Source organism: Frankia sp. ACN1ag (genome assembly GCF_001414035.1).
In the GTDB taxonomy this organism is placed as follows: Bacteria; Actinomycetota; Actinomycetes; order Frankiales; family Frankiaceae; genus Frankia; species Frankia torreyi.
Map to the genome: position 1 here is coordinate 27,084 of NZ_LJPA01000008.1, position 20,258 is coordinate 47,341.

A 20,258-nucleotide genomic window follows, 5' to 3' on the forward strand; every position below is an offset into this window, starting at 1 on the left:
CGGCGGGGCGGGTCACGGGCGCGCGGTGCCCGCGGGCGGGGCTCGGCTCAGCGCCGACGACAGGACGCCGACGGCGGCGGGCGGCCCCGCGCTCCCGGGCGGCGGATGCCAGGCGGCCGGGCCGGTCGCACCGGTCGCCAGCCCGGGGCCGGTGCGGGCGACGTCGGCGGTCGTCGACAGCGCGGGCAGCACCGCGAGCGGGCTGCCGGCCGGTGCTCCCACGACGGGCCCTCGACCCGGCGCCGACACGGGCGCCGCCACGATGGTCCCGACCGGCGGCACCCGCAGCGACGTCGCCGCGATCGTCCCGTCTCGGTTGATCTTCGGCAGGGCGGCCGGGGGCTGTCCGCCCGGCATCGCCGCCGCCTGGCCGACGCCGTAGATGGCCTGGTAGATCCGCTTGGCGACCGGGGCGGCGTACTCGGCGCCGGTGCCGGAGTCCGGGATCGTCACCACGACGGCGAACCGCGGGTCGTTGGCCGGGGCGAAGGAGGCGAACCACGAGGTGTCGCCCTTGCCCTCGACCTCGGCGGTGCCGGTCTTGGCGGCGATCGGGACGATGGTGCTCGGCCAGTCCGCGAAGACGCCGGTCGCCGTGCCGCCGCCCTCGGTGGTGACGCCGGCCAGGCTGCCGCGAATGTAGGCGAGGATCTCCGGGGAGACCGGCAGCGTCCCGGCCTTGCGCGGCGGGAAGGTCTGCACCACCCGGCCGTCCGGGGCGACTGCCGCCTTGGCCAGGGTGGGCTTCCACAGGGTGCCGCCGTTGGCGATCGCGGCGTAGGCCGTGGCGAGCTGCAGCGGGCTCACCGACAGGTACTGCCCCTGGCCGATCGCGAACTGGGTGGCCGCGCCGGCGTTGTAGAGGTAGCCGTCCACGCACGCCTCGGCCGCGTACTTGCGGAACCGCTCCGCCTTGACCGGGTCGGACTCCTCCGGGTAGCCGTTCTTCGCCCGCCGGCAGTAGGAGTCCTTCAGCTCCGCCCAGATCGCCTTCGCACCGGCGCGGTCGACCACCGACCCCTTGGCTTCCCCGGGCAGGTCCAGGCCGGTGGCCTTACCGAAGCCCATGGCCTGGGCCATCCGGACGAAGTACTCCTTCGGCGGCGAGTAGGGCCCGCGGCCGTTGCGCAGACCGCCGTCGGCGAGCCACGAGTCGTAGGCGAACTGGTCGAAGATGACGTCGCAGGAGATGACGAGCGCCTGGTGCAGGGTGATCGGCCCGGCCGACTCGCCGTCGAAGTTGTGGAAGACCTGGTCGCCGATCTGCAGCGTCGGGGCGCAGTCGTAGCGTTGGTCGCCCTTGGCGCCCAGGTTCTGCATCGCGACGGCAGTGGAGATGGCCTTGAAGGTCGAACCTGCCGCGCCCGAGCCCTGGTAGGCCCGCGAGAGCAGGGGGATGCCGTTGGCGGGGTCCGACAGGGCCCGGTAGTCCTGCTCGGAGACGCCACCGACGAACACCGACGGGTTGTACGAGGGCAGGCTGGCCATCGCGACGACGCCGCCGGTGCGCACGTCGAGGACGACCGCCGACGCGGTCCGGTTGCCGCCGCCGAGCTGGTTGATCGTGTCCTGCAGCGCCTGCTCGGTCGCCTGCTGGACGCCGAGGTCGAGGTTGAGGACAAGGTGGTCGCCGCTGACCGGCGCGGTGGTCGACGCGGTGCCGGCCACCCGGCCGAAGCGGTCCACCTCCAGGCGCTCCACCCCGTCGGTGCCGCGCAGCTCGTCGTCGTAGGTGCTCTCCAGGCCGGCGACGCCGATCAGGCTGTTGAGGTGGTAGCCCTTCTCGTCGCCCTGCTTGTCGAGCTGGTCCTGGGTGACCGGGGCGAGGTACCCCAGCTCGTGGGCGGCCAGCGAGCCGTGCGGATACTCGCGCACGGCCTGCAGATCCGCCGACACGCCCGGGAAGCGATCCGGATGCTCGATGACGGCGAGCGCCTGCTGGGGGCTCACGTCCTTGGCGACCGGGACCGGCTGGTAGGGCGAGCCGTTCCAGCACGGCGGCTTCACCTGGGCGGTACAGAACCTGATCCGCCGGGTCAGCTCGTCGGCCGGCGTGTTGATCACGCCGGCGAGCCGGGCGAGGACCGCCTTGCCGTGGTCGGCCTGCCGGTCCGTCGCGGACCGGTTCACCGAGATGACCAGCGAGGTGCGGTTGCGGACCAGGGGCTGGCCGCGGTCGTCGAGGATCATCCCGCGGGTCGCCGGGGTCACGACCTCGCGCACCCGGTTCGTCTCGGCGACCTGGCGGTAGTGGTCCCCGTCGAGGACCTGCAGCACCCACAGCCGTGCGCCCAGGGTCGCCAGCAGCGACAGGACCAGCACACGCAACAGCAGGACGCGGATCCGCATCCGATCGTTCATCGGCCGCCCCGCCGGGGGCGCCCGGACAACCGCCGGGAGCCCGCGGCCAGCAACGGAAACAGGAACGGGGTGAGCAGCACCGCGTAGATGCCGGCAGCCAGCGCGCGGACCACCGCCTCACCGCCGGTCAGCGCAGCCTCGCCGAAGATCGAGGTCGTCGCCGCGTAGCCCAGGGTGCCCGCCATGCAGGCCCCGGCGATCGCCGCGAGGGGCACCGCCACCGACCGCTCCGTCGCATCCATCACCAGACCAACAGCGTAACCGACCAGACACATAACGAGAGCAGACTGGCCGAGAACGTGACTTGACGCCAGATCGGCCAACACCCCGACCACGAACCCACTGACTGCCCCGACCAGCGGACCTTCAATCAGCGAGATCGCCGCCAGCAGGACGAGCACGAGATCCAGCCGGCCGCCGGGCAGGCCCAACCGGGCGACGATCGAGACCTGCACGACGAGCGCGACCGACAGCAGCGCGATCGCGGCGACGAAGGTGCGGGCGCGCAGGGTGTCCGCGGAGCCGACGATGTCCCACATGCCGGCTCAGCCCGTCCCGCCCTGACCGGCGCCGATCGTGCCGGAGGTGGTCGTGCCGGGAGTGGCGGTGCCGGGAGTGGCGGTGCCGGGAGTGGCGGTGCCGGGAGTGGCGGTGCCGGGGGCGGCCGGCTGGGTCGGCGCCGGCTGGGTCGGCACCGGCTGCGGCGCCAGCAGGCGGTCGCCCGGGTCTGCCGCCGGCCGGCCGACGACCACGCCGACAAGGTCGAGCGTCCCGACCGACACGTACGGCTTGACCTCCGCCGTCCGGGACAGCCCGCCGACATCGGTGACCTTGGTGACGACGCCGATCGGCACGCCGGCGACGTAGTCCATGCTGCCGAAGGTCACCAACCGGTCGCCCTTCTGCACCCGGTAGGAGGCGTCGTACAGGGTGAAGGTCAACGCGCTCGGCCCCTGGCCGCCGGCCACGGCGCCGAGCAGCTGGGTGCGTTCCAGCCGGGCGCCGACCCGGCTGCCCGGGTCGCAGGCGAGGCGGACCACGGCGGTGTGTGCCGTGGCCGAGGAGACCGTGCCGACGAGCCCGTCGGCGTTGAGGACGGTCTTGTCGACGTCGACGCCGTCGTCCCGGCCCGCGTTGATGGTGACGGTCCAGTCCGTGCCGCTCACGTCGCCGACCGCGATGACCTTGGCCGGCACGATCGAGTACTGGCCCTTGTCCGCGATCAGCCGCAGATCGCCGAGCTGCTTGGACATCCGGCCGATCTCGGCGTTGTCGGCGAGCTGTCGACGCAGCCCGGCGTTCTCCTGGGCCAGCCGGTCGGCGCGGTCGTGGTAACGGTTCGGGTGGGCCAGCGACGAGGCGGTCCGGCCGATCGGCCGGGTCACCGCGGTCACGCCGTCCTCGACACCGCCGAGGACCGAGTGCACGACACCGCGGGCTCCGCTGGCGGAGCGGCCGGTCTTGTAGTCGAGGGTGATCAGGGTGAAGGCGACGATGAGCAGGGCGACGATCACCAGGCGGGATCGCCTCGTGTCACGCCCCACTGCAGCCTCCGAACAAGCTCTCAGGCCCCGCGCCGCCGCACGGCAGGCGCCGGGCGGCACGGGGCACCTGCCCGCTCACCGCGGAGCGGGCACGGCACCGGCCGGGTGGCGACGGGCCGGTGGCGCCGGCCGGAGCCGGCCGCCGCGCACGGTCCGTCGCTGAGGTCGGACGATCCACATCGCCACGACGTTCCCGGATCTGACACGAAATTCCCCACCGGTGGGAACGTCCCGGACAGCGCCCGGGAACGGGCGCGCCGGGGGTTGCGGCCGCGGCGCGCTACCGCCGCGGCTCCGAGATCAGTACCTGCTGGAGCGCCTCGAACTCCTCGACGCACTTGCCCGAGCCCATGGCCACCGAGTGCAGCGGGTTCTCGGCGATGTGGATGGGCATGCCGGTCTCGTGCCGCAGCCGCTCATCGAGCCCGCGCAGCAGGGCACCGCCACCGGTCAGGACGATGCCGCGGTCCATGATGTCGCCGGACAACTCCGGCGGGCAGCGGTCCAGCGTCACCTTCACCGCGTCGATCACGGCGTTGACCGGCTCCTCGATCGCCTTGCGGATCTCCTCCGCGGTCACCACTATCGTCTTCGGCAGGCCGGTGACGAGGTCGCGCCCGCGGATCTCCGCGCTGGGCTCGTCGGGCACCTTGTGCGCCGAGCCGATCGCCATCTTGATCTCCTCGGCGGTGCGCTCGCCGAGCATCAGCGAGTACTCCTTCTTCACGTAGGAGATGATCGCGACGTCCAGCTCGTCGCCGGCGGTGCGGATCGACTGGCTGGTGACGATGCCCCCCAGCGAGATCACGGCGACCTCGGTCGTCCCGCCGCCGATGTCGACGACCATGTTGCCGGTCGGCTCGTGCACCGGCAGGCCCGCGCCGATCGCGGCGGCCATCGGCTCCTCGATGATGTACACCTTGCGGGCGCCGGCCTGGTANCCGGCGTCCTTGACGGCTCGCTGCTCCACCCCGGTGATCCCCGACGGCACGCAGACCACCAACCGCGGCTTGGCGAAGTGGCGTCGCCGGTGCACCTTCTGGATGAAGTACCGCAGCATCCGCTCGGTCGTCTCGAAGTCGGCGATGACGCCGTCCTTCAACGGACGCACGGCCACCACGTTCCCGGGAGTTCGGCCGATCATCCGCTTGGCGTCGGTGCCGACCGCGAGGATGCCCGAGGTCGTGGTGTTGATGGCGACCACGCTCGGCTCGTTGAGGACGATCCCTCGGCCGCGCACGTACACCAGGGTGTTGGCGGTACCGAGATCGACGGCCATGTCACGACCGAGGAACGACAGCGAACTGGACATCGTCGGGTACCGACCTTCCCGGGGGATGCGGTCCTGGCCGCCTCCGGCGCGACCGACGGCACGGCCAGCCAGGGAGCCGGAGAAGCGCGTGGAACACGTACAGGGTTCGTAGATCGGGCAGGACGACCCGGAGCGCCCCACGCGGAAACGATCGCAGCAACCAACCGTCACAGCCGGTCACTGCGACCCACCGGACACGCTCCGGGCAAGTACTTGAAGGGTAGACCGCCGGGCAGCCCCCCGCCGCCCCGGCCGGTCGCGAGGCGGCTCGTGTCACCCTTGGGTCAGATCGACCCAGCGGGCATCAATGGGTAACAGTCCCGGTACGCAACGCGCCTCAACGAGGCCTCGACGGACGGCCAAGGACGCGATGCAGGCACAAAATGGCCGGCCGCGATCGGCGGACTCCGGTTCACGGCTCCGCGGGCGAGTACGCCCCGGGCCGCGCGGCGCCCGGGAACTCACCCGAATCCGGTGAGCGCACGGCGTGGTCCGGTCCGCCCGGGACCACGCCGCGACCACTCACCCATCCGTGCCAGTAAGGATGGGCGCCCGTCAGTCCGCACCCGTCGGACGGCTGGGGACTGACGAGCCCACGCAGGTCAGCTCAGGCCGGGGAAGAACAGGTCGATCTCGCGCTTGGCGGACTCCGGCGAGTCGGAGCCGTGCACGAGGTTCTGGCCGATCTCCAGCGCGTAGTCGCCGCGCAGCGAGCCGGGGGCGGCCTTCACCGGGTCGGTGGCGCCGATCAGCCCACGCGACGCCTCGACGGCCCGCGGGCCCTCGGCGACCAGCGCGACCAGCGGGCCGGAGATGATGAAGTCGACCAGCTCACCGAAGAAGGGCTTGCTGGCGTGCTCGCCGTAGTGCGTCTCGGCGACGGAGCGCTCCAGCGTGCGCAGCTCCAGGGCCACCAGGGTGAGCCCCTTGCGCTCCAGCCGGCCGACCACCTCACCGACGAGGCCACGGCTGACGCCATCGGGCTTGACCAGGATGAGGGTGCGCTCGGCGGACACGGTACTCCTTCTCGATCATCGACATCGTCGTCCTCGACGGGCCCGCGGGCCCGGTGTCAACTTACAGGGTGCCCGCGCCATCACCATGGCCGAACCGGGCCAACTCAGGACCGCAGCAACGCCCGCGCCCGACCCACAACGGGGGCCGAACCAGTCACCAGCACCCCGGCTCCGCCCAGGTCGGCGTCCTCCTCGGCGAGCCGGACCGCGTCGTCGACCGCGTCGTCGAGCCGGGGGGCGACCTCGACCCGGTCGGCGCCGAACACGCCCGTCGCCACGGCCGCGAGGTCGTCGACGCCCAGCGCCGCCGCCGTCGCCCCGGTCGTGACGACCACGGTGGCGAGGACCGGCTCGAGCGCGGCCAGGATCCGGGCGGCGAGCGTCTCGTCGCCCTCGACGGCGACCACGCCGACGAGCACGTCGAAGCTGAACGCCTCGTCGAGCGCGCCCGCGAGGGCCGCCGCACCGAGGGGGTCCTGGGCGACGTCGAGCACGATCGTCGGTGAGCGGCGCACGACCTCCAGCCGGCCCCGGGCGTCCACCTGGGCAAGGCCCGCCCGGACCACGTCGAGATCGAGGGCGCTGCGACCGCCGCCCAGGAACGCCTCGACGGCGGCGAGCGCGACGGCGGCGGCGTGCGCCTGATGGGCGCCGTGCAGGGGCAGGAAGAGCTCGTCGTACGTGCCACCGAGCCCCTTCAGTGTGATCATCTGCCCGCCGACGGCGATGCGGCGGCCGAGCACGCCGAACTCCATGCCCTCCCGCGCCACCGTCGCCCCGCTGCCGGCGGCCCGCCGCAGCAGCGCCTGCGCGGCCGGCAGGGCCTGCTGGGCGAGCACGACGAGGGTGTCCGCCCGGATGGCCGAGCCGACCGGCGCGGCGATCCGGGCGAGCTGCGCCTCGGCGGCGTCGGTGTCCCCGGCGAGCACGGCGGCGTCAACGGCGTCGGCGGCGTCGAAGGCGTCGAGCGGGCTCACCCCGGCGACGCCGTCCGCGCCGGCGACCGTCACCGGGGTGATCGCGGCCACCGGCGCGTCGAGCAGGTCGGCCAGGTCGCCGAGCTCCGCGGAACCGTCCCAGCCCGACTCGACGACGGCCACGTCGACCGGGGCGTCCGCGAACGCGGCGAAGGCCACGGCGGTGAGCAGCTCGAAGGCGCTCAGCGGGCCGTCATCCTCGATCAGCGGCAGGTACGGCGCGATGTCGTCGAAGGCCGCCTCGAGCACGTCGGGCGAGATCGCCGCACCGGCCAGACCCACCTGCTGGGCGCTGCCGAGCCAGCCAGGCGACCGCAGGGAGCCCGCGCGGATGCCGAACGAGTCGAGCAGCACGGTGATGGCGGCCACGGTGGAGCTCTTCCCGACGGACCCCGCGACCACGATGCTGGGGAAGGCCCGCTGCGGCTGACCGAGCAGATCCAGCAGGCGGCGCAGCCGCGCCAGTCCCGGTGGTACCGCGACGGCGGCGCGCTGCGCGTACGCGGCCGCAAACGGCGCAGGACCCGCCCAGGCGGCATCGCCGGACGTCGAGGTGGTGCCGGCGTTCGCCGCGGCGCCTGTCACGGCCCCGATCCTACGAGTCCGGACGACCGGCGGTCCCCGGGCACCCCGGCGGCCCACCGACCTGCCCGTCGACCGGCGCCGGCCGCACGGCCGACTCGTCCGGGTTGCGCGGGTCGCTACTGTCGAGCGCGGGTGAAGGAGGCGGGAACAGCAGGTGACGTGGACCTATGAGGCGGCATGCGCCGCCCTGGCCAGCTCGGTGGACCTGGAGAAGCAGGCGATCACGGCCGAGCCGCCGGTGCCGAGCCTGGACCGGATGCGGGAGCTGGCCCGCCGGCTCGGCGACCCGCAGAACCGGGGCGCGATGATCCATCTGACCGGCACGAACGGGAAGACGTCGACGGCGCGGATCACCTCGGCCCTGCTCGGCGCCGCGGGCCTGCGCGTCGGCCAGTACACCAGTCCGCACCTGGAGCGGACGAACGAGCGGCTGGTCGTCGACGGCCGGCCGATCGACGACAGCGAGTTCGCCCGCTGCGTCGGCGCGGCGGTGGACGCGGCCGCGCCGATGGCGGACCGCCCGACCTTCTTCGAGCTGCTGACGGCCGCGGCGTTCCACTGGTTCGCCGACCGGGCCGTCGATGCCGCGGTGGTCGAGGTCGGGCTGCTCGGCCGGTGGGACGCCACGAACATCGCCGACGGCCGCGTCGCGGTCGTCACCGGCATCGGCGCGGACCATCTGGACTACGCGGGGAGCCTGGCCGGGGTGGCCCGGGAGAAGGCCGGCATCGTCAAGCCCGGTGCGGATCTCGTGCTCGGCGAGGTCGACGCCCGCTTCGACGACGTCTTCACCCGGACGCCGGCGGCCCGGGTCCTGCGCCTGGGCCGGGACTTCGCCATGGCCGGCGGACGCCCCGACCCCGCCGGGCGCCGCGGGGATCTGCGCACCCCCGCCGCCCGCTACGACGACGTCCTTCTGTCGCTACACGGCGCCTACCAGGAGGCCAACGCCGCGTGCGCGCTGGCGGCGGTGGAGGCTTTCCTCGGTCGTCCGTTGCCCGAGGAGGCGGTCCGGGCAGGGCTCGGGTCGGTGCGGGCGCCAGGCCGGCTGGAAATCGTCGGGGCGGCGCCCCTGTGCGTGCTCGACGGCGCCCACAATCCGGCGGCGGCGGCGGCGCTGGCCCGCTCGCTCGCCGAGGAGTTCCCGGACCGGAGCTGGACGGTCGTCTACGGCGCACTACGCGGCCACGACTTCGCCGCCACCCTGGCGGAGCTGCGCGCGCAGCGGATCGACTCGCTGATCTGCTGCNAACCGGCGTCCCCGCGGGCGATCCCGGCCGAGCAGGTCGCCGGGGCGGCGCGGCGGTGGGCGATCCCCGCGCAGAGCGCCCCCGGGGTCGCGGCCGCGGTGCGGCTCGCCCGGCGACGGGCGGGGACGACCGGCGCGATCCTGGTGACCGGGTCGTTCTACCACCTCACCGAGGCTCGGCGGGCGCTGGCGGGGTGATCGCGCGCTGATCCGGAGCCGGGACGGGGCGGGGCGGGCGCTGGAGTCCCGTCCCGCCCCGGCCCGGCTGCGGCCTCAGGCCGACTTCTCCTGGCGGGGCGCCCGCTTCGAGGCGACGTCCCGCGGCACGAGCGTGGGGTTGACGTGCTCCAGGACGACCTCGCGGGTGACGACGACTCGAGCGACGTCCTTGCGACTCGGAATGTCGTACATCACCGACAGCAGCACCTCCTCCATGATCGCCCGCAGGCCGCGGGCGCCGGTGCCGCGCAGGATCGCCTGGTCGGCGATGGCCTCCAGCGCGTCGGAGGTGAAGTCGAGATCGACGCTGTCCAGCTCGAACAGCCGCTTGTACTGCCGGACCAGGGCGTTCTTCGGCTCGGTGAGGATCCGGATCAGCGCCTCGCGGTCCAGGTTGGACACGCTGGTGATGACCGGCAGCCGGCCGATGAACTCCGGGATCATGCCGTACTTGAGCAGGTCCTCGGGCATGATGTCGCCGAACACGTCGGAGGCGTCCGGGTCGTCCTTGCCGTGCAGCACGGCGCGGAAGCCCAGCGACTTCTTGCCGATCCGCGACTCGATGATCCGGTCCAGCCCGGCGAAGGCCCCGCCCACGATGAACAGGACGTTCGTCGTGTCGATCTGGATGAACTCCTGGTGCGGATGCTTGCGGCCGCCCTGCGGCGGCACGCTCGCGGTGGTGCCCTCCAGGATCTTCAGCAGGGCCTGCTGGACGCCCTCGCCGGACACGTCCCGGGTGATGCTGGGATTCTCCGACTTACGGGCGATCTTGTCGACCTCGTCGATATAGATAATCCCGGTTTCGGCCTTTTTGACGTCGTAGTCGGCGGCCTGGATCAGCTTGAGCAGAATGTTCTCGACGTCCTCGCCGACGTAGCCCGCCTCGGTCAGCGCGGTCGCGTCGGCGATGGCGAACGGGACGTTGAGCATCCGTGCCAGGGTCTGGGCCAGCAGCGTCTTGCCGCACCCGGTCGGCCCGAGCAGCAGGATGTTGCTCTTGGCGAGCTCGACCTCGACCTTGCCGCCCTCGGCGCCGCCGCCCCCGCCCGAGCCGCCGGCCTGCACCCGCTTGTAGTGGTTGTAGACCGCGACGGAGAGGGTCTTCTTCGCCGTCTCCTGCCCCACGACGTAGCTGTCGAGGAACTCGTAGATCTCGCGGGGCTTGGGGAGCTCGTCCCACTTCAGCTCGGAGGACTCGGAGAGCTCCTCCTCGATGATCTCATTACACAGATCGATGCACTCGTCACAGATATAGACGCCAGGGCCGGCGATGAGCTTTTTCACCTGCTTCTGCGACTTACCGCAGAACGAGCACTTGAGCAGGTCACCGCCATCACCGATGCGTGCCACCGAGGACTCAGTCCCTTCGTCCAGACGATGGTGTCGCCTGCGTGTCAGGGGCGGTTGACACCGCCCGGTCGTCGCGTGTCTGCCTGCAACCATCCCCGTGGGGACGGTACCCCGCCGAGCGGCCCGGTGAGTGCCCTATCGCTCGGCTCATACCGGTCAGCCTACGGTCACCATGGCCGTCCTCGCGCGTCCGCGCAGTCCCATAAGGCCAACGCGTCACGGACGTCAGGAAGCTGACCGCATTCGACCCGTCGGCGCGTCGCGCGAACCGGCCCCCGATGGCCCCGCGCCACGCCGCCGACCTCGCGCGGCATCGTGCCGCGCGAGGCGTCGGCCGCTGGGCGCGCGAGGCGCCCGACCGGCGCCCCGGCCCGCGCCGGGAGTCCGGTGAGCGCCCCTCGTCCGGCACGCGTCCGGGACCCGCCGCTAGCGCGTCGTGGCGAGCCGCGAGGACTTGCGGGTCTTGATGACCTCGTCGATCAGGCCGTACTCCTTGGCCTCGTCGGCGCTGAAGATCTTGTCCCGCTCGATGTCCTTGCGGATGTCCTCTTCCTTCCTGCCGGTGTGGGTGGCAAGCATCCGCTCCAGCAGCGACCGCATCCGCAGGATCTCGCGGGCCTGGATCTCGATGTCGCTGGACTGGCCCTCCCCCTGCGCCGACGGCTGATGGATCAGGATCCGGCTGTTNNCCAGCGCGAACCGCTTGCCCGGCGTCCCCGCCGCCAGCAGCACCGCCGCCGCCGACGCCGCCTGCCCCATGCAGATCGTCGAGATGTCCGGCCGCACGAACTGCATCGTGTCGTAGATCGCCGTCAACGACGTGAACGACCCACCCGGCGAGTTGATGTAGATCGAGATGTCCCGGTCCGGATCCTCCGACTCCAGGAACAGCAACTGCGCCATCACGTCGTTCGCCGACACATCGTCGATCTGCACGCCGAGAAAGACGATCCGCTCCTTGAGCAGCTTCGAGTACGGGTCCATGCCGTACTCGCCGCGGGAGGTCTTCTCGATGATGTTCGGCAGGACGTAGCGGCCCTGCGGCTGGCCGGCGGCCTGGCGGGCCTGCTCAGACCTCATCTGCTGGTAGCGCGTCTCGTGGAACATGATGGCTGCCTCCGGGGACGGATGACGGGTTCGGTCCGGTGAGCGGGCTGCCCGCTCAGCTCACCGGCCCCTCGCTGGGAACCTGGCGAGCCTGCTGGACCACGTGGTCGACGAACCCGTAGTCCTTGGCCTCCTCCGCGGTGAACCACCGGTCCCGGTCGGAGTCGCGCTCGATCTGCTCGATCGGCTGCCCGGTGTGGAACGCGATGCGCTCCTGCATCATCCGCTTGGTGTAGAGCATCTGCTCCGCCTGGATGGCGATGTCGGAGGCGGTGCCCCCGATCCCTCCCGACGGCTGGTGCATCATGATCCGCGCGTGCGGCAACGAGTAGCGCTTGCCCGGCGCCCCGGCGCAGAGCAGGAACTGGNCCATCGACGCGGCGAGGCCGAGGGACACGGTCGCGACATCGTTCTCGACGAACTGCATGGTGTCGTAGATCGCCATGCCGGCGCTCACGGACCCACCCGGCGAGTTGATGTAGAGGAAGATGTCCCGGGTCGGGTCCTCCGCGTTGAGCAGCAGTAGCTGCGCGCAGATCGCGTTGGCGATCGAGTCCTCGACCACCGATCCGAGGAAGACGATCCGGTTGGCCAGCAGGCGGTTGAACACCTGGTCGTCGAAGGCGGGTCCACCCTGGCCGGGCGAACGGAGCTCCGGACCCGGAACTGGTAGGCGCGGAACTGCGAGGTTACTCACGGTCAGCTCCTCGGCTTCCTCACATGGGGCGGCTGATTGACCGGCTCGACACTATCTGTGACACGCGCAAGTTCATGCCCTTCAGGCTCGATGTTCGCGCTGGGCGTGAGGACCGGCCAGTCCGGACGCCCGCGCGACACCGTGCGCCGGCCTCCGGGCAGGGATCCTCTGAGGGCCCGCAGGCAACGCCAGACGGCCCCCGGACCGAGTCCGGGGGCCGTCTGGAGAGCCGAGATCGGTGCGGCGCGAGCCGCCCCCCCACCCAGGCCTGCCGCGAGGTCAGATGTCGCGGTCCCCGCTGTCGGCCGCCGCGGTCACGGCCGGTGTCTCGACCGGCTCCGCCGCAGCATCGCCGCCGACGTGGTCGTGGTCGTGGCCCTCGTGGTCGTGGCCCTCGTGATCGTCGTCCTCGTCGGCGTCCGGCGCCGGGCGGGCCGGGAGCGCGAGCTCCACCGGGTTGCCCTCCCCGTCGACGACCTTGGCGTTCTCCAGCAACAGGAACAGCGCCTTGGTCCGCAGGACGTCGGCCATCAGCGCCTGCAGCCCCTCACCCTGGGCAAGCTGCTGGGCATAGACGTCGGGCTGCAGGCCCGAGCGCTGGGCGCGGTAGATCACCTGCTCCATGAGCTCGCCCTGGTCGATGCCGATCGACTCGGCGTCGATGACCGCGTCGAGGATGAACTGGGAGCGGATCGCCTTGCCCGCGGTCTCGCGGACCTCGGCGTCGAACTCCTCGGCGGACTGGCCGAGCGTCTCCAGGTAGGTCGCGCGGTCAGTGCCGATGTTCTCCAGCTCGTGGGACAGGCGGTGCTCCCGAGCCTCGATCTCGCCCTCGAGCAGGGAGTCCGGGACGGGCACCTCGACCCNCTCCAGCAGGCTTTCCAGCAGCTTCTCCCGGGCCTGCCCGACCTGCTCGGTACGCCGCGACTGCTCCAACCGGCTGCGCACGTCGGCGCGCAGGTCGTCGAGCGTGTCGAACTCGCTGGCGGTGGTGGCGAAGTCGTCGTCGAGGGCGGGGAGCTCCTTCTCCTTGACCCCGCGCACCGTCGCGGTCACCTCGGCCTGCTCGCCCGCCTGCTCCCCCGCCAGCAGCTCCGTGGTGAACGTGCGGGACTCGCCGTCGGCGGCACCGATGATCGCCTCGTCCAGGCCCTCGATGAGGTTGCCGCTGCCGACCTCGTAGGACAGCCCCGTCGCCTCGGCGCCCTCGATCGGCTTGCCGTCGGCCTGCGCGGACAGATCGAGCGAGACGAAGTCGCCCGTCTGCACCGCCCGCTCGACCGGCTGAAGCTGGGCGAACCGGTCGCGTAGCGCGCCGAGCTGCTCCTCGACCTGCTCGTCGGTGACCTCGACGGCGNCCACCGTGACCGACAGGTCGGCGAACTCCGGCAGCACCACCTCGGGACGGACGTCCACCTCGGCGGTGAACACGAGCTGGCCGCCGTCGGCGAACTCGGTGATGTCCACCTCGGGGCGCGACAGCACGTCGACCTCCTCGGCCTGCACGGCCTCGGAGTAGAGCTGCGGCAGCGCCTCCTGGACCGCCTCGTCCAGGATCACGCCGCGACCGAGGCGCTGGTCGAGGATCCGCGGCGGAACCTTGCCCGGCCGGAAGCCGGAGACGCGGACCTGGCGGGCCAGCTTGCGGTAGGTGGCGTCGAGCGAGGGCTTGAGCTCGTCGAAGGGCACCTCGACGGTGAGCTTGACCCGGGTCGGGCTGAGGGTCTCCTTGGTGGCCTTCACGGCGCGGCGGTCTCCTGGTACGACGTTGGACGGGATGACGCGCCGAGGCTATCGGTCGGGGCGGGGAGACTCGAACTCCCGATCTCCTGCACCCAAAGCAGGCGCGCTAGCCACTACGCTACGCCCCGAGGCGTTGCCCGCTTATCCTACGGGGTAAGCTCGCATCGATCACCTCGCGGGTGTAGCTCAATGGCAGAGCCCCAGCCTTCCAAGCTGGCCATGCCGGTTCGATCCCGGTCACCCGCTCTTCACCTCTCCCCCGCCCCGGTGGTGGTCGGCGTTGCGTCAGGCGCCCTGCGCCGCGGCGAACGGCGGAACCCGGGATCCACACCAACCCACCCACATGCGGGTGTCCGAGGTCGGATCCCCCGCCCGTGAGACCCCCGCACCGGATCGGCGACGATCACGCCCGCGCGCCCGGCCGGAGTCGGCGTCGAGTTCGGCTCGACCTGCACCCACCGACATGCCGAGCTGGCATGTCGGCCGGCATGTCGCGTGGCCGGGGACGACGTCGGCGGTCATCGTCCGGCGACGGATCAATCGAGGTTCGCGCCGAGGCGCGCCGGATGGCCGGGCGTATTTTCGGGAGCTTCCCCCGACACCGGCCCGTGACCACCACCGGACCATCCGAAGGAGTGCACATGGTGATGAGGCGCCGCGGCTGGCTACCGGTGGCGGTCGGGATCGGGATCGGGCTGAACACCGTCCGGCTGCGTGCCCGACTGCACGCCCTCGAGGTGATCGAAGCGGTCGAGATCGACGCGGGCGAGAAGGCCGCGCCCGGCACCGCCCGGAGCTCCCCCTATGTCCTGCTCTGCGCGCCCGGACTGGCGCTCACCCCGGGGCAGCGCCGCGCCGCCGAGGCGCACGCCCACCGGCACGGGTTGGAGGTGCTCGACCTCGTCCCGGCGGAGCTGGCCGCGCACCGGGTCCTCGACCTGGCCCGGATGGTGGAGCCGGCGACCTACCGGGCGGCCCGCCTCGCCCGTGGCCGCGGGGCGTTCCAGGCGGTGCTCGTCGATCGCGGGGTGCTGGCGCGCACCGGGCTCCCGGCAGCGGCCGATCCCCGGCTCGTCGAACGCTCGGAGCTCACCGACTTCGCCGATGCCGAGCTCGTCGCGGTGATCCAGGTCTGCAAGCGGCACGCCGCCGCCAGCACCGACCTCGCGGTCCTGCCCGGGCTGGCCGGGCGGGTGCGGGACGACGGTGCCACCCGGCTGCCCGTCCAACGGGCCGCCTACGCCTGGGAGCCCGCCCGACGCGTCCTGCCCGCGTTGCGTGACGGCGCGATCCTGCTCGGCGCGGCGAGCAATCCGCCGGCCGCCCTCGCCGCGCTCGGGATGTCCTGGTTGCAACCCGTGATCGTCGGTGGGGGCCGGGTGCGGGTGACCTCGGGGACGCTGCGCCGCAGCGCGCTCACCCGCCGCCGGGCCGCGGCGGCCCAGCTGCGGGGATCGGGTGGCCGCCTGCGGGAGCTGTTCGGCGCTCCCCCGAACCCGTCGGCCAGACCAACCGCCGCGGCCGCGCCGGTTGGCGGCCCCTCGCCCAGGCGGCCGAACCCGGCCGAGCTCGCCCGCCGGCGCGCCGGCTACCGGGCGGACCTCGCCGGCGGGCTCGACCGCTTCTTCGAGCGGCCGCGCAACACGTGCCCGTGGTGCGGCGGCGGCGAGCTCAGCGCGCGCCTGCTCGGCCGCGACGTGGCGCAGGGCAAGCCGGGAGAGTTCCGGTACGACCGGTGCGCGAGCTGTGGCCATGTCTTCCAGAATCCGCGGCTGTCCCTCGCCGGGCTGGAGTTCTATTACCGGGACTTCTACGACGGGCTCGGCGCGACGGCACTGGAGGAGGTGTTCGGGTTCAGCCCGGAGCCCTACCTCGACCGCGCCCGCCAGGCCATTCCGACTCCCCGGAACTGGCTGGACGTAGGGGGCGGCCACGGGCATTTCTGCAATGTGGCGAGAACCGTCTGGCCGGGCACCCGGTTCGACGCCCTGGACATCGGCGCCGGCATCGAGGAGGCCGCCCGGCGGCGCTGGGTGGACCACGCCTACCGCGGTTTCTTCCCCGAACTCGCCGCCGAGGTCAAGGGGCGCTACGACGTCATCAGCATGTTCCATTACCTGGAGCACACGAGGGATCCGCGGGCCGAGCTGGACGCGGCTGCGGCCGTGCTGGAACCGGGCGGTCATCTGCTCATCGAGGTGCCGAATCCGGACAGTCCGGCGGCTCGGCTGTACGGCGCGCTGTGGCCGGGCTGGCTGATCCCGCAGCACCAGCACCTGATGCCCGCCGCCAACGTGGCCGTGGCGCTGCAGGAACGTGGCTTCGCCGTGCAGGAGACCCGCTTCGGCGAGGTGCACCAGAAGGGTGACCCGGTGATGGCCCTGTACGGCCTGCTGCAACGGCTCGCGCCGTCGCCGTCGGCCGCCTGGCGCACCGCCGCGGTTCCCCGCCGGGCGTGGGCCGCGCGGGCCCTGACCGCGGCGGCGCTGGTGCCGGCCTTCGCGGGCGGTCTGGTTCTGGACGAGGTGAGCCGGCCCTACCTGACGTCGGGCTCGCGCGCGAACGCCTACCGGATCCTCGCCCGCCGGCTCTAGCCGTGCAGCGCGGAGACCGGCTCCGCTCGGGTCCGAGCCACTCCGCCCGGGTTCGTGGGCATCGTGCCGATGCCGCGATCCCGGGCGGAGTGAACGTCGCCCGGAGGACCGGACGCCGGCCCGATGGTGCCGGTCGTCAACGTTGACGACCGGCACCATCGCCGGCAGGCAGGTCACCGGGGTGCGATCAGCTCACCGTCTGCACGGTGGGCGCCCCACCGACCGGAGCAACCGGTGCGACGGCTCAGTCACCAGTCCCAGCCGTCGTCCTTCCACCGGTCCTTGCGCTTGTCGTCCTTGAACCAGTCGTCCTTGCGCCAGCCGTCCTTGTGCCAGCCGTCCTTGTCGCCGAACCAGTCGTCCTTGCGCCAATCGTTCTTGCCCTTGTCGCCGAACCAGTCGTCATCGAACCAGTCGTCCTTGCGCTTGTCGTCCTTGCGCCAGTCGTCCTTGCGCCAGCCGTCCTTGTGCCAGTCGTCGCCGCCCCAGTTCTGAGCCTGCTTGACCGTGTCCCCGCCGTCGGACGCCCAGGCGCTCGAAGCCGCTGGTCCCAGCGCGACGAAAATGGTCGCCATGCTCGACAGCGCGACCACTGCCGCCCGGGTCCTCATTGATCTCCGCACAGTTCTCCCCTACGGTTTCGGAAAAGCAACCAACTAAGGTCGCGGGAAAGCGTATCCGGCCCGTCGTGGACTGCAAATCCAGCCGCCCACCCTCGGCTTTTTTCACGTTTCCTCCCACATTCTCGCGCGCCCCGGAAAATGACCGGAGAATCACCGGGAAGATATTTCGATGCATCGGCCCCGCGGCGCACCGTCGCGCCCGTAGGGGTGCGCGCCGGGGGCGACGCGGCCATCCGCCGGGATGGATCTGGCCTGCCCCGGTCCGCCGGGAATGGTCGGCGGCCGTCTCAGCGCCCTCCCGGCCGGCGCCGGCACACCCCCCTGAAACTACATAGGGTAATCGACGTATGACCAAGGAGGTTTGGATGCGCAGCACCGACACGACCCGCCCGCCGGCGGCAAGCCTCGGTCGGACGCCTCGGCGCCGCACCCCCGGCCCGGCCGGCCTCCTGCTCCTGGCTACGCCGCTACTGGCCGCGGGCTGCCTACTCGGCGCCTGTTCCGGTCGGGTCACGCCGACGCGCCCCGCCGCCCCGGCGCCGCAGACCCGAGCGACGCCTTCCCCGGCCGGTACCGGCACCGCCGGCCCCGCGAAGAGGCGGCACCTCGTCGCGCAGGCCGTGGTACCCGAGATCACCTGGTTCGCAACCCCGGACACCGATGCCCCGCGGGGCCAGCTCGCCAACCCCAACCGGGAGGGCGTGCCGCTGGTGTTCGCGGTGGAGGAACGCCGGGCTCGCTGGCTGCTGGTCCAGTTGCCCGTCCGGCCCAACGGGTCGCGGGGATGGCTGCGGGCCGAGGACACCCGGGTCACCGAGACCCCCTACGACCTGCAGGTCGACCGCTCCACGCATCGGCTCACCGTGCTGCGGGACGGCGCGGTCATCGCCCGCCTCCCGGTGGGCATCGGAACCGGCGGCACCCCCACGCCGTCCGGCCGGTTCTACCTCACCGAACTGCTGCGACCCGCGGATCCGAGCGGGCCGTGGGGCCCTTACGCCTTCGGTCTGTCGGGCTTCTCGGACGTGATTACCCAGTTCAACGGCGCCAACGGGATCATCGGGCTGCACGGCACGAACCGCCCCGACCTGGTCGGGACGGACGCCAGCCATGGCTGCATCCGGCTACGCAACGCCGACATCGAAAAACTGGCGGGAATCCTCCCCATCGGCACACCGATCTCCATCAGGGGGTGATGGCGCGTCATTCCTGGCGGATGCGGGGCGACGTCCCTAGGCTACTTTCATGACGGGTTACCATCTGGCCCAGGTGAACATCGCCCGGGTACTCGCCCCGCTCGACTCCCCCGCGCCGGATGACATCCTGGCCGGCCTCGCGCCGGTGAACGACCTCGGCGACGGGCAGCCCGGCTTCGTCTGGCGGCTACAACCCGCGCAGGGCGCTGCGGCCGTGCACACGTTCCGGCTCGACGCCGAGACCGACCTCACCGTCATCGTGAACCTGACGGTGTGGGAGTCGGCGGACGCGCTCGCCGACTTCGTCTTCCGCCACGATCAGGGCGCGTTCCTGCGGCGCCGGCGGGAGTGGTTCCATCCGACCGCCCGGGCCACCAACGCCCTGTGGTGGGTGCCCGCCGGGCACCGGCCCGGCACGCCGGAGGCCGAGGAGCGGGTCCGGCACCTGCGCACGCACGGGCCGACCGCGACCGCGTTCACCTTCCGGCTGACGTTTCCCCCGCCGGATCGGCGGATCTCCCTGGTGCCGGGAAGTGGTCCAGAGCCGGCCGCCGAGCCCGCGAGTCCCGCCGACGTCGAGGTGCCGAGAAGTCTGGCCGCCGGCGGCTGAGTCCGCTCACCGCACCGAGGTCACGGCCGCCGCGCGCGTCGGGGCCACGGACTCATCGACGGTGCGTGACGAGCCGGGCCCGCCGCGCGGGTCAGTGGACCGCCGAGTCCACGTGGTCGATCCCACCGGCGTCGATCCCACCCGCGTCGATCCAGCCGGCGAGGATCGACCCGAACACCGACGGATCCTCACCGCGGTTCCAGAACGCCGTCGCCGCCTGCACGGCCGCAGCCCCCGCCTGCAGGTACTCGGCGACGTCCCGTCCCTCGCCGACCCCCCCGACCCCGACGATGTCGACGGTGTCCGGCAGCAGCCGGCGTAGCTGGCGCACCTGGCCGAGACCGACCGGTTTGAGCGCAAGGCCACTCATCCCGGCCAGCTCCACGTCGACGACGGGACGGTGGTCGGCGTCGATGACCAGGGCGTTGGGGAAGGTGTTCACCGCGGTGACGAAGCGCGGACCGCCGGGCCGCCCGGCGAGCTCGGCGAGCACCGCGGCGAGCTCGGCGAGAGCCGCCGGGTCGGAGAACGGCGAGATCTTGACGCCATAGGGAACGCGGCCGGCCGGATCACCGCCGGCCCGCGCGAGCAGTGCGTCGCCGACCGCGGTGCAGATCGCCGCGGTCTGGCCGGGGTCGAAGCAGGCGATGCGCTTCTGGGCGCCGCCGTCCCAGACGTTCGGGCAGGCCAGGTTGAGCTCGATGAGGTCGACGCCGGCCTGGGCGACGACCTCGGCGAGCTCCCGGTACTCCCCGACGTCGAACCCGGCGACGCTGACGATCAGCGGCTTGCCCGCCTCGTGCGCCCGCTCGACCATCCCGGGCAGATGGGCACCGTAGTAGTCCAGGCCGCGGTTGGGCAACCCGAGCGCGTTGATCGAGTAGACCCGACCGGGCCAGTAGACGTTGCCAGCGTTGCCGGTCCGCGGCTGGCGGGTGATCGAGCCGACGACGATCGCCGCGACCGCGGACCGGGCGAAGACGTCGACGTCCCTCACCGACTTGCACGTGCCTGCCGCGTTCATGACCGGGTGTTCCAGGGCGACGCCCGCCAGAGCACTCATGCCCGCCAG

At 72.3% G+C, this 20,258-nt stretch carries 15 protein-coding genes, 2 tRNA genes and 7 pseudogenes; 6 read left to right on the forward strand and 18 right to left on the reverse strand.

Features of this window, described 5'->3' with window-relative positions; all coding sequences use genetic code 11:
- Positions 1–12: 12 nt before the first annotated feature.
- The 7 genes and pseudogenes from mrdA to UK82_RS08875 form a co-directional block, all read right to left on the reverse strand.
- A complete protein-coding gene (gene mrdA / locus UK82_RS08850; protein WP_055406860.1) occupies positions 13–2,361 on the reverse strand; it encodes a penicillin-binding protein 2 in 2,349 nt (782 codons plus the stop codon).
- Entirely contained in the window at positions 2,358–2,900 is a 543-nt protein-coding gene (mreD, locus tag UK82_RS08855) for a rod shape-determining protein MreD (protein ID WP_044882927.1), read from the reverse strand. The genes mrdA and mreD overlap by 4 nt, the downstream gene beginning before the upstream one ends.
- 6 nt (positions 2,901–2,906) lie before the next feature.
- Positions 2,907–3,905, reverse strand: coding sequence for a rod shape-determining protein MreC (gene mreC, locus UK82_RS08860; RefSeq protein WP_055406861.1), 999 nt, complete (start codon positions 3,903–3,905; stop codon positions 2,907–2,909).
- Between the two features lie 280 nt (positions 3,906–4,185).
- Positions 4,186–4,845 (reverse strand): rod shape-determining protein (locus UK82_RS36665; RefSeq protein WP_236705684.1); only part of this gene is annotated, 660 nt, incomplete at its 5' end.
- Between the two features lies 1 nt (position 4,846).
- Positions 4,847–5,217, reverse strand: a pseudogene (locus UK82_RS36670) (rod shape-determining protein); the annotation flags it as partial.
- Between the two features lie 602 nt (positions 5,218–5,819).
- A complete protein-coding gene (gene ndk / locus UK82_RS08870; RefSeq protein ID WP_044882925.1) occupies positions 5,820–6,233 on the reverse strand; it encodes a nucleoside-diphosphate kinase in 414 nt (137 codons plus the stop codon).
- 104 nt (positions 6,234–6,337) lie between these two features.
- Complete coding sequence (locus UK82_RS08875; protein ID WP_044882924.1) at positions 6,338–7,795, reverse strand: dihydrofolate synthase; 1,458 nt, start codon at positions 7,793–7,795, stop codon at positions 6,338–6,340.
- A gap of 154 nt (positions 7,796–7,949) precedes the next feature.
- On the opposite strand from UK82_RS08875, the gene UK82_RS08880 reads away from it, so the two are divergent.
- The coding region (locus UK82_RS08880; RefSeq protein ID WP_236705685.1) for a folylpolyglutamate synthase/dihydrofolate synthase family protein at positions 7,950–9,044 on the forward strand (1,095 nt) is incomplete at its 3' end.
- A gap of 1 nt (position 9,045) precedes the next feature.
- A pseudogene (locus tag UK82_RS36675) lies at positions 9,046–9,242 on the forward strand (bifunctional folylpolyglutamate synthase/dihydrofolate synthase); the annotation flags it as partial.
- A 75-nt stretch (positions 9,243–9,317) separates the two neighbouring features.
- Here UK82_RS36675 and clpX read toward each other — a convergent pair.
- From clpX to UK82_RS08905, 9 genes and pseudogenes are all read right to left on the reverse strand, one after another.
- Positions 9,318–10,616 (reverse strand): ATP-dependent Clp protease ATP-binding subunit ClpX, encoded by a 1,299-nt coding sequence (gene clpX, locus UK82_RS08885; protein WP_055406863.1) that lies wholly within the window; start codon positions 10,614–10,616, stop codon positions 9,318–9,320.
- Positions 10,617–11,042: 426 nt separating this feature from the next.
- On the reverse strand, positions 11,043–11,303 hold a 261-nt coding region (locus UK82_RS36680; protein ID WP_236705686.1), incomplete at its 5' end, for an ATP-dependent Clp protease proteolytic subunit.
- Between the two features lie 2 nt (positions 11,304–11,305).
- A pseudogene (locus UK82_RS36685) lies at positions 11,306–11,696 on the reverse strand (ATP-dependent Clp protease proteolytic subunit); the annotation flags it as partial.
- 82 nt (positions 11,697–11,778) lie between these two features.
- On the reverse strand, positions 11,779–12,091 hold a 313-nt coding region (locus tag UK82_RS36690; protein ID WP_236705687.1), incomplete at its 5' end, for an ATP-dependent Clp protease proteolytic subunit.
- A 1-nt stretch (position 12,092) separates the two neighbouring features.
- Positions 12,093–12,420 (reverse strand): annotated as a pseudogene (locus tag UK82_RS36695) (ATP-dependent Clp protease proteolytic subunit); the annotation flags it as partial.
- A 279-nt stretch (positions 12,421–12,699) separates the two neighbouring features.
- Positions 12,700–13,286, reverse strand: a pseudogene (locus UK82_RS36700) (trigger factor); the annotation flags it as partial.
- Position 13,287: 1 nt separating this feature from the next.
- Positions 13,288–13,777, reverse strand: a pseudogene (locus UK82_RS36705) (trigger factor); the annotation flags it as partial.
- 1 nt (position 13,778) lies between these two features.
- Positions 13,779–14,163 (reverse strand): annotated as a pseudogene (locus UK82_RS36710) (trigger factor); the annotation flags it as partial.
- A gap of 55 nt (positions 14,164–14,218) precedes the next feature.
- Positions 14,219–14,291: transfer RNA gene (locus UK82_RS08905), tRNA-Pro, on the reverse strand.
- 47 nt (positions 14,292–14,338) lie between these two features.
- Between UK82_RS08905 and UK82_RS08910 the strand changes: the two genes are divergently transcribed.
- Positions 14,339–14,409 (forward strand) — tRNA-Gly (locus UK82_RS08910).
- A 401-nt stretch (positions 14,410–14,810) separates the two neighbouring features.
- Positions 14,811–16,757: a class I SAM-dependent methyltransferase gene (locus UK82_RS08915; protein WP_044883041.1), complete on the forward strand. Its 1,947-nt coding sequence runs from the start codon at positions 14,811–14,813 to the stop codon at positions 16,755–16,757.
- A 248-nt stretch (positions 16,758–17,005) separates the two neighbouring features.
- On the opposite strand, the gene UK82_RS08920 is transcribed toward UK82_RS08915, so the two are convergent.
- Positions 17,006–17,350, reverse strand: coding sequence for a peptidylprolyl isomerase (locus tag UK82_RS08920; protein WP_236705688.1), 345 nt, complete (start codon positions 17,348–17,350; stop codon positions 17,006–17,008).
- A gap of 395 nt (positions 17,351–17,745) precedes the next feature.
- On the opposite strand from UK82_RS08920, the gene UK82_RS08925 reads away from it, so the two are divergent.
- On the forward strand, positions 17,746–18,576 hold the full coding sequence (locus UK82_RS08925; RefSeq protein ID WP_236705689.1) for a L,D-transpeptidase: 831 nt from the start codon (positions 17,746–17,748) through the stop codon (positions 18,574–18,576).
- Between the two features lie 49 nt (positions 18,577–18,625).
- Positions 18,626–19,186, forward strand: coding sequence for a DUF3291 domain-containing protein (locus UK82_RS08930; protein ID WP_055406868.1), 561 nt, complete (start codon positions 18,626–18,628; stop codon positions 19,184–19,186).
- Positions 19,187–19,277: 91 nt separating this feature from the next.
- Here UK82_RS08930 and UK82_RS08935 read toward each other — a convergent pair whose 3' ends face one another.
- The gene (locus tag UK82_RS08935; protein ID WP_055406869.1) at positions 19,278–20,249 is read right to left on the reverse strand and encodes a dihydroorotate oxidase; all 972 of its coding nucleotides are present in this window, start codon (positions 20,247–20,249) and stop codon (positions 19,278–19,280) included.
- Positions 20,250–20,258: the final 9 nt, after the last annotated feature.

Excerpts from the sequence above, each read along its gene's own strand:
- UK82_RS08935 (WP_055406869.1), bottom strand. The coding sequence starts at position 20,249 with ATGAGTGCTCTGGCGGGCGTCGCCCTGGAACACCCGGTCATGAACGCG.
- UK82_RS08925 (WP_236705689.1), top strand. The coding sequence starts at position 17,746 with ATGCGCAGCACCGACACGACCCGCCCGCCGGCGGCAAGCCTCGGTCGG.
- UK82_RS08915 (WP_044883041.1), top strand. The coding sequence starts at position 14,811 with ATGAGGCGCCGCGGCTGGCTACCGGTGGCGGTCGGGATCGGGATCGGG.
- UK82_RS08930 (WP_055406868.1), top strand. The coding sequence starts at position 18,626 with ATGACGGGTTACCATCTGGCCCAGGTGAACATCGCCCGGGTACTCGCC.
- mrdA (WP_055406860.1), bottom strand. The coding sequence starts at position 2,361 with ATGAACGATCGGATGCGGATCCGCGTCCTGCTGTTGCGTGTGCTGGTC.
- mreD (WP_044882927.1), bottom strand. The coding sequence starts at position 2,900 with ATGTGGGACATCGTCGGCTCCGCGGACACCCTGCGCGCCCGCACCTTC.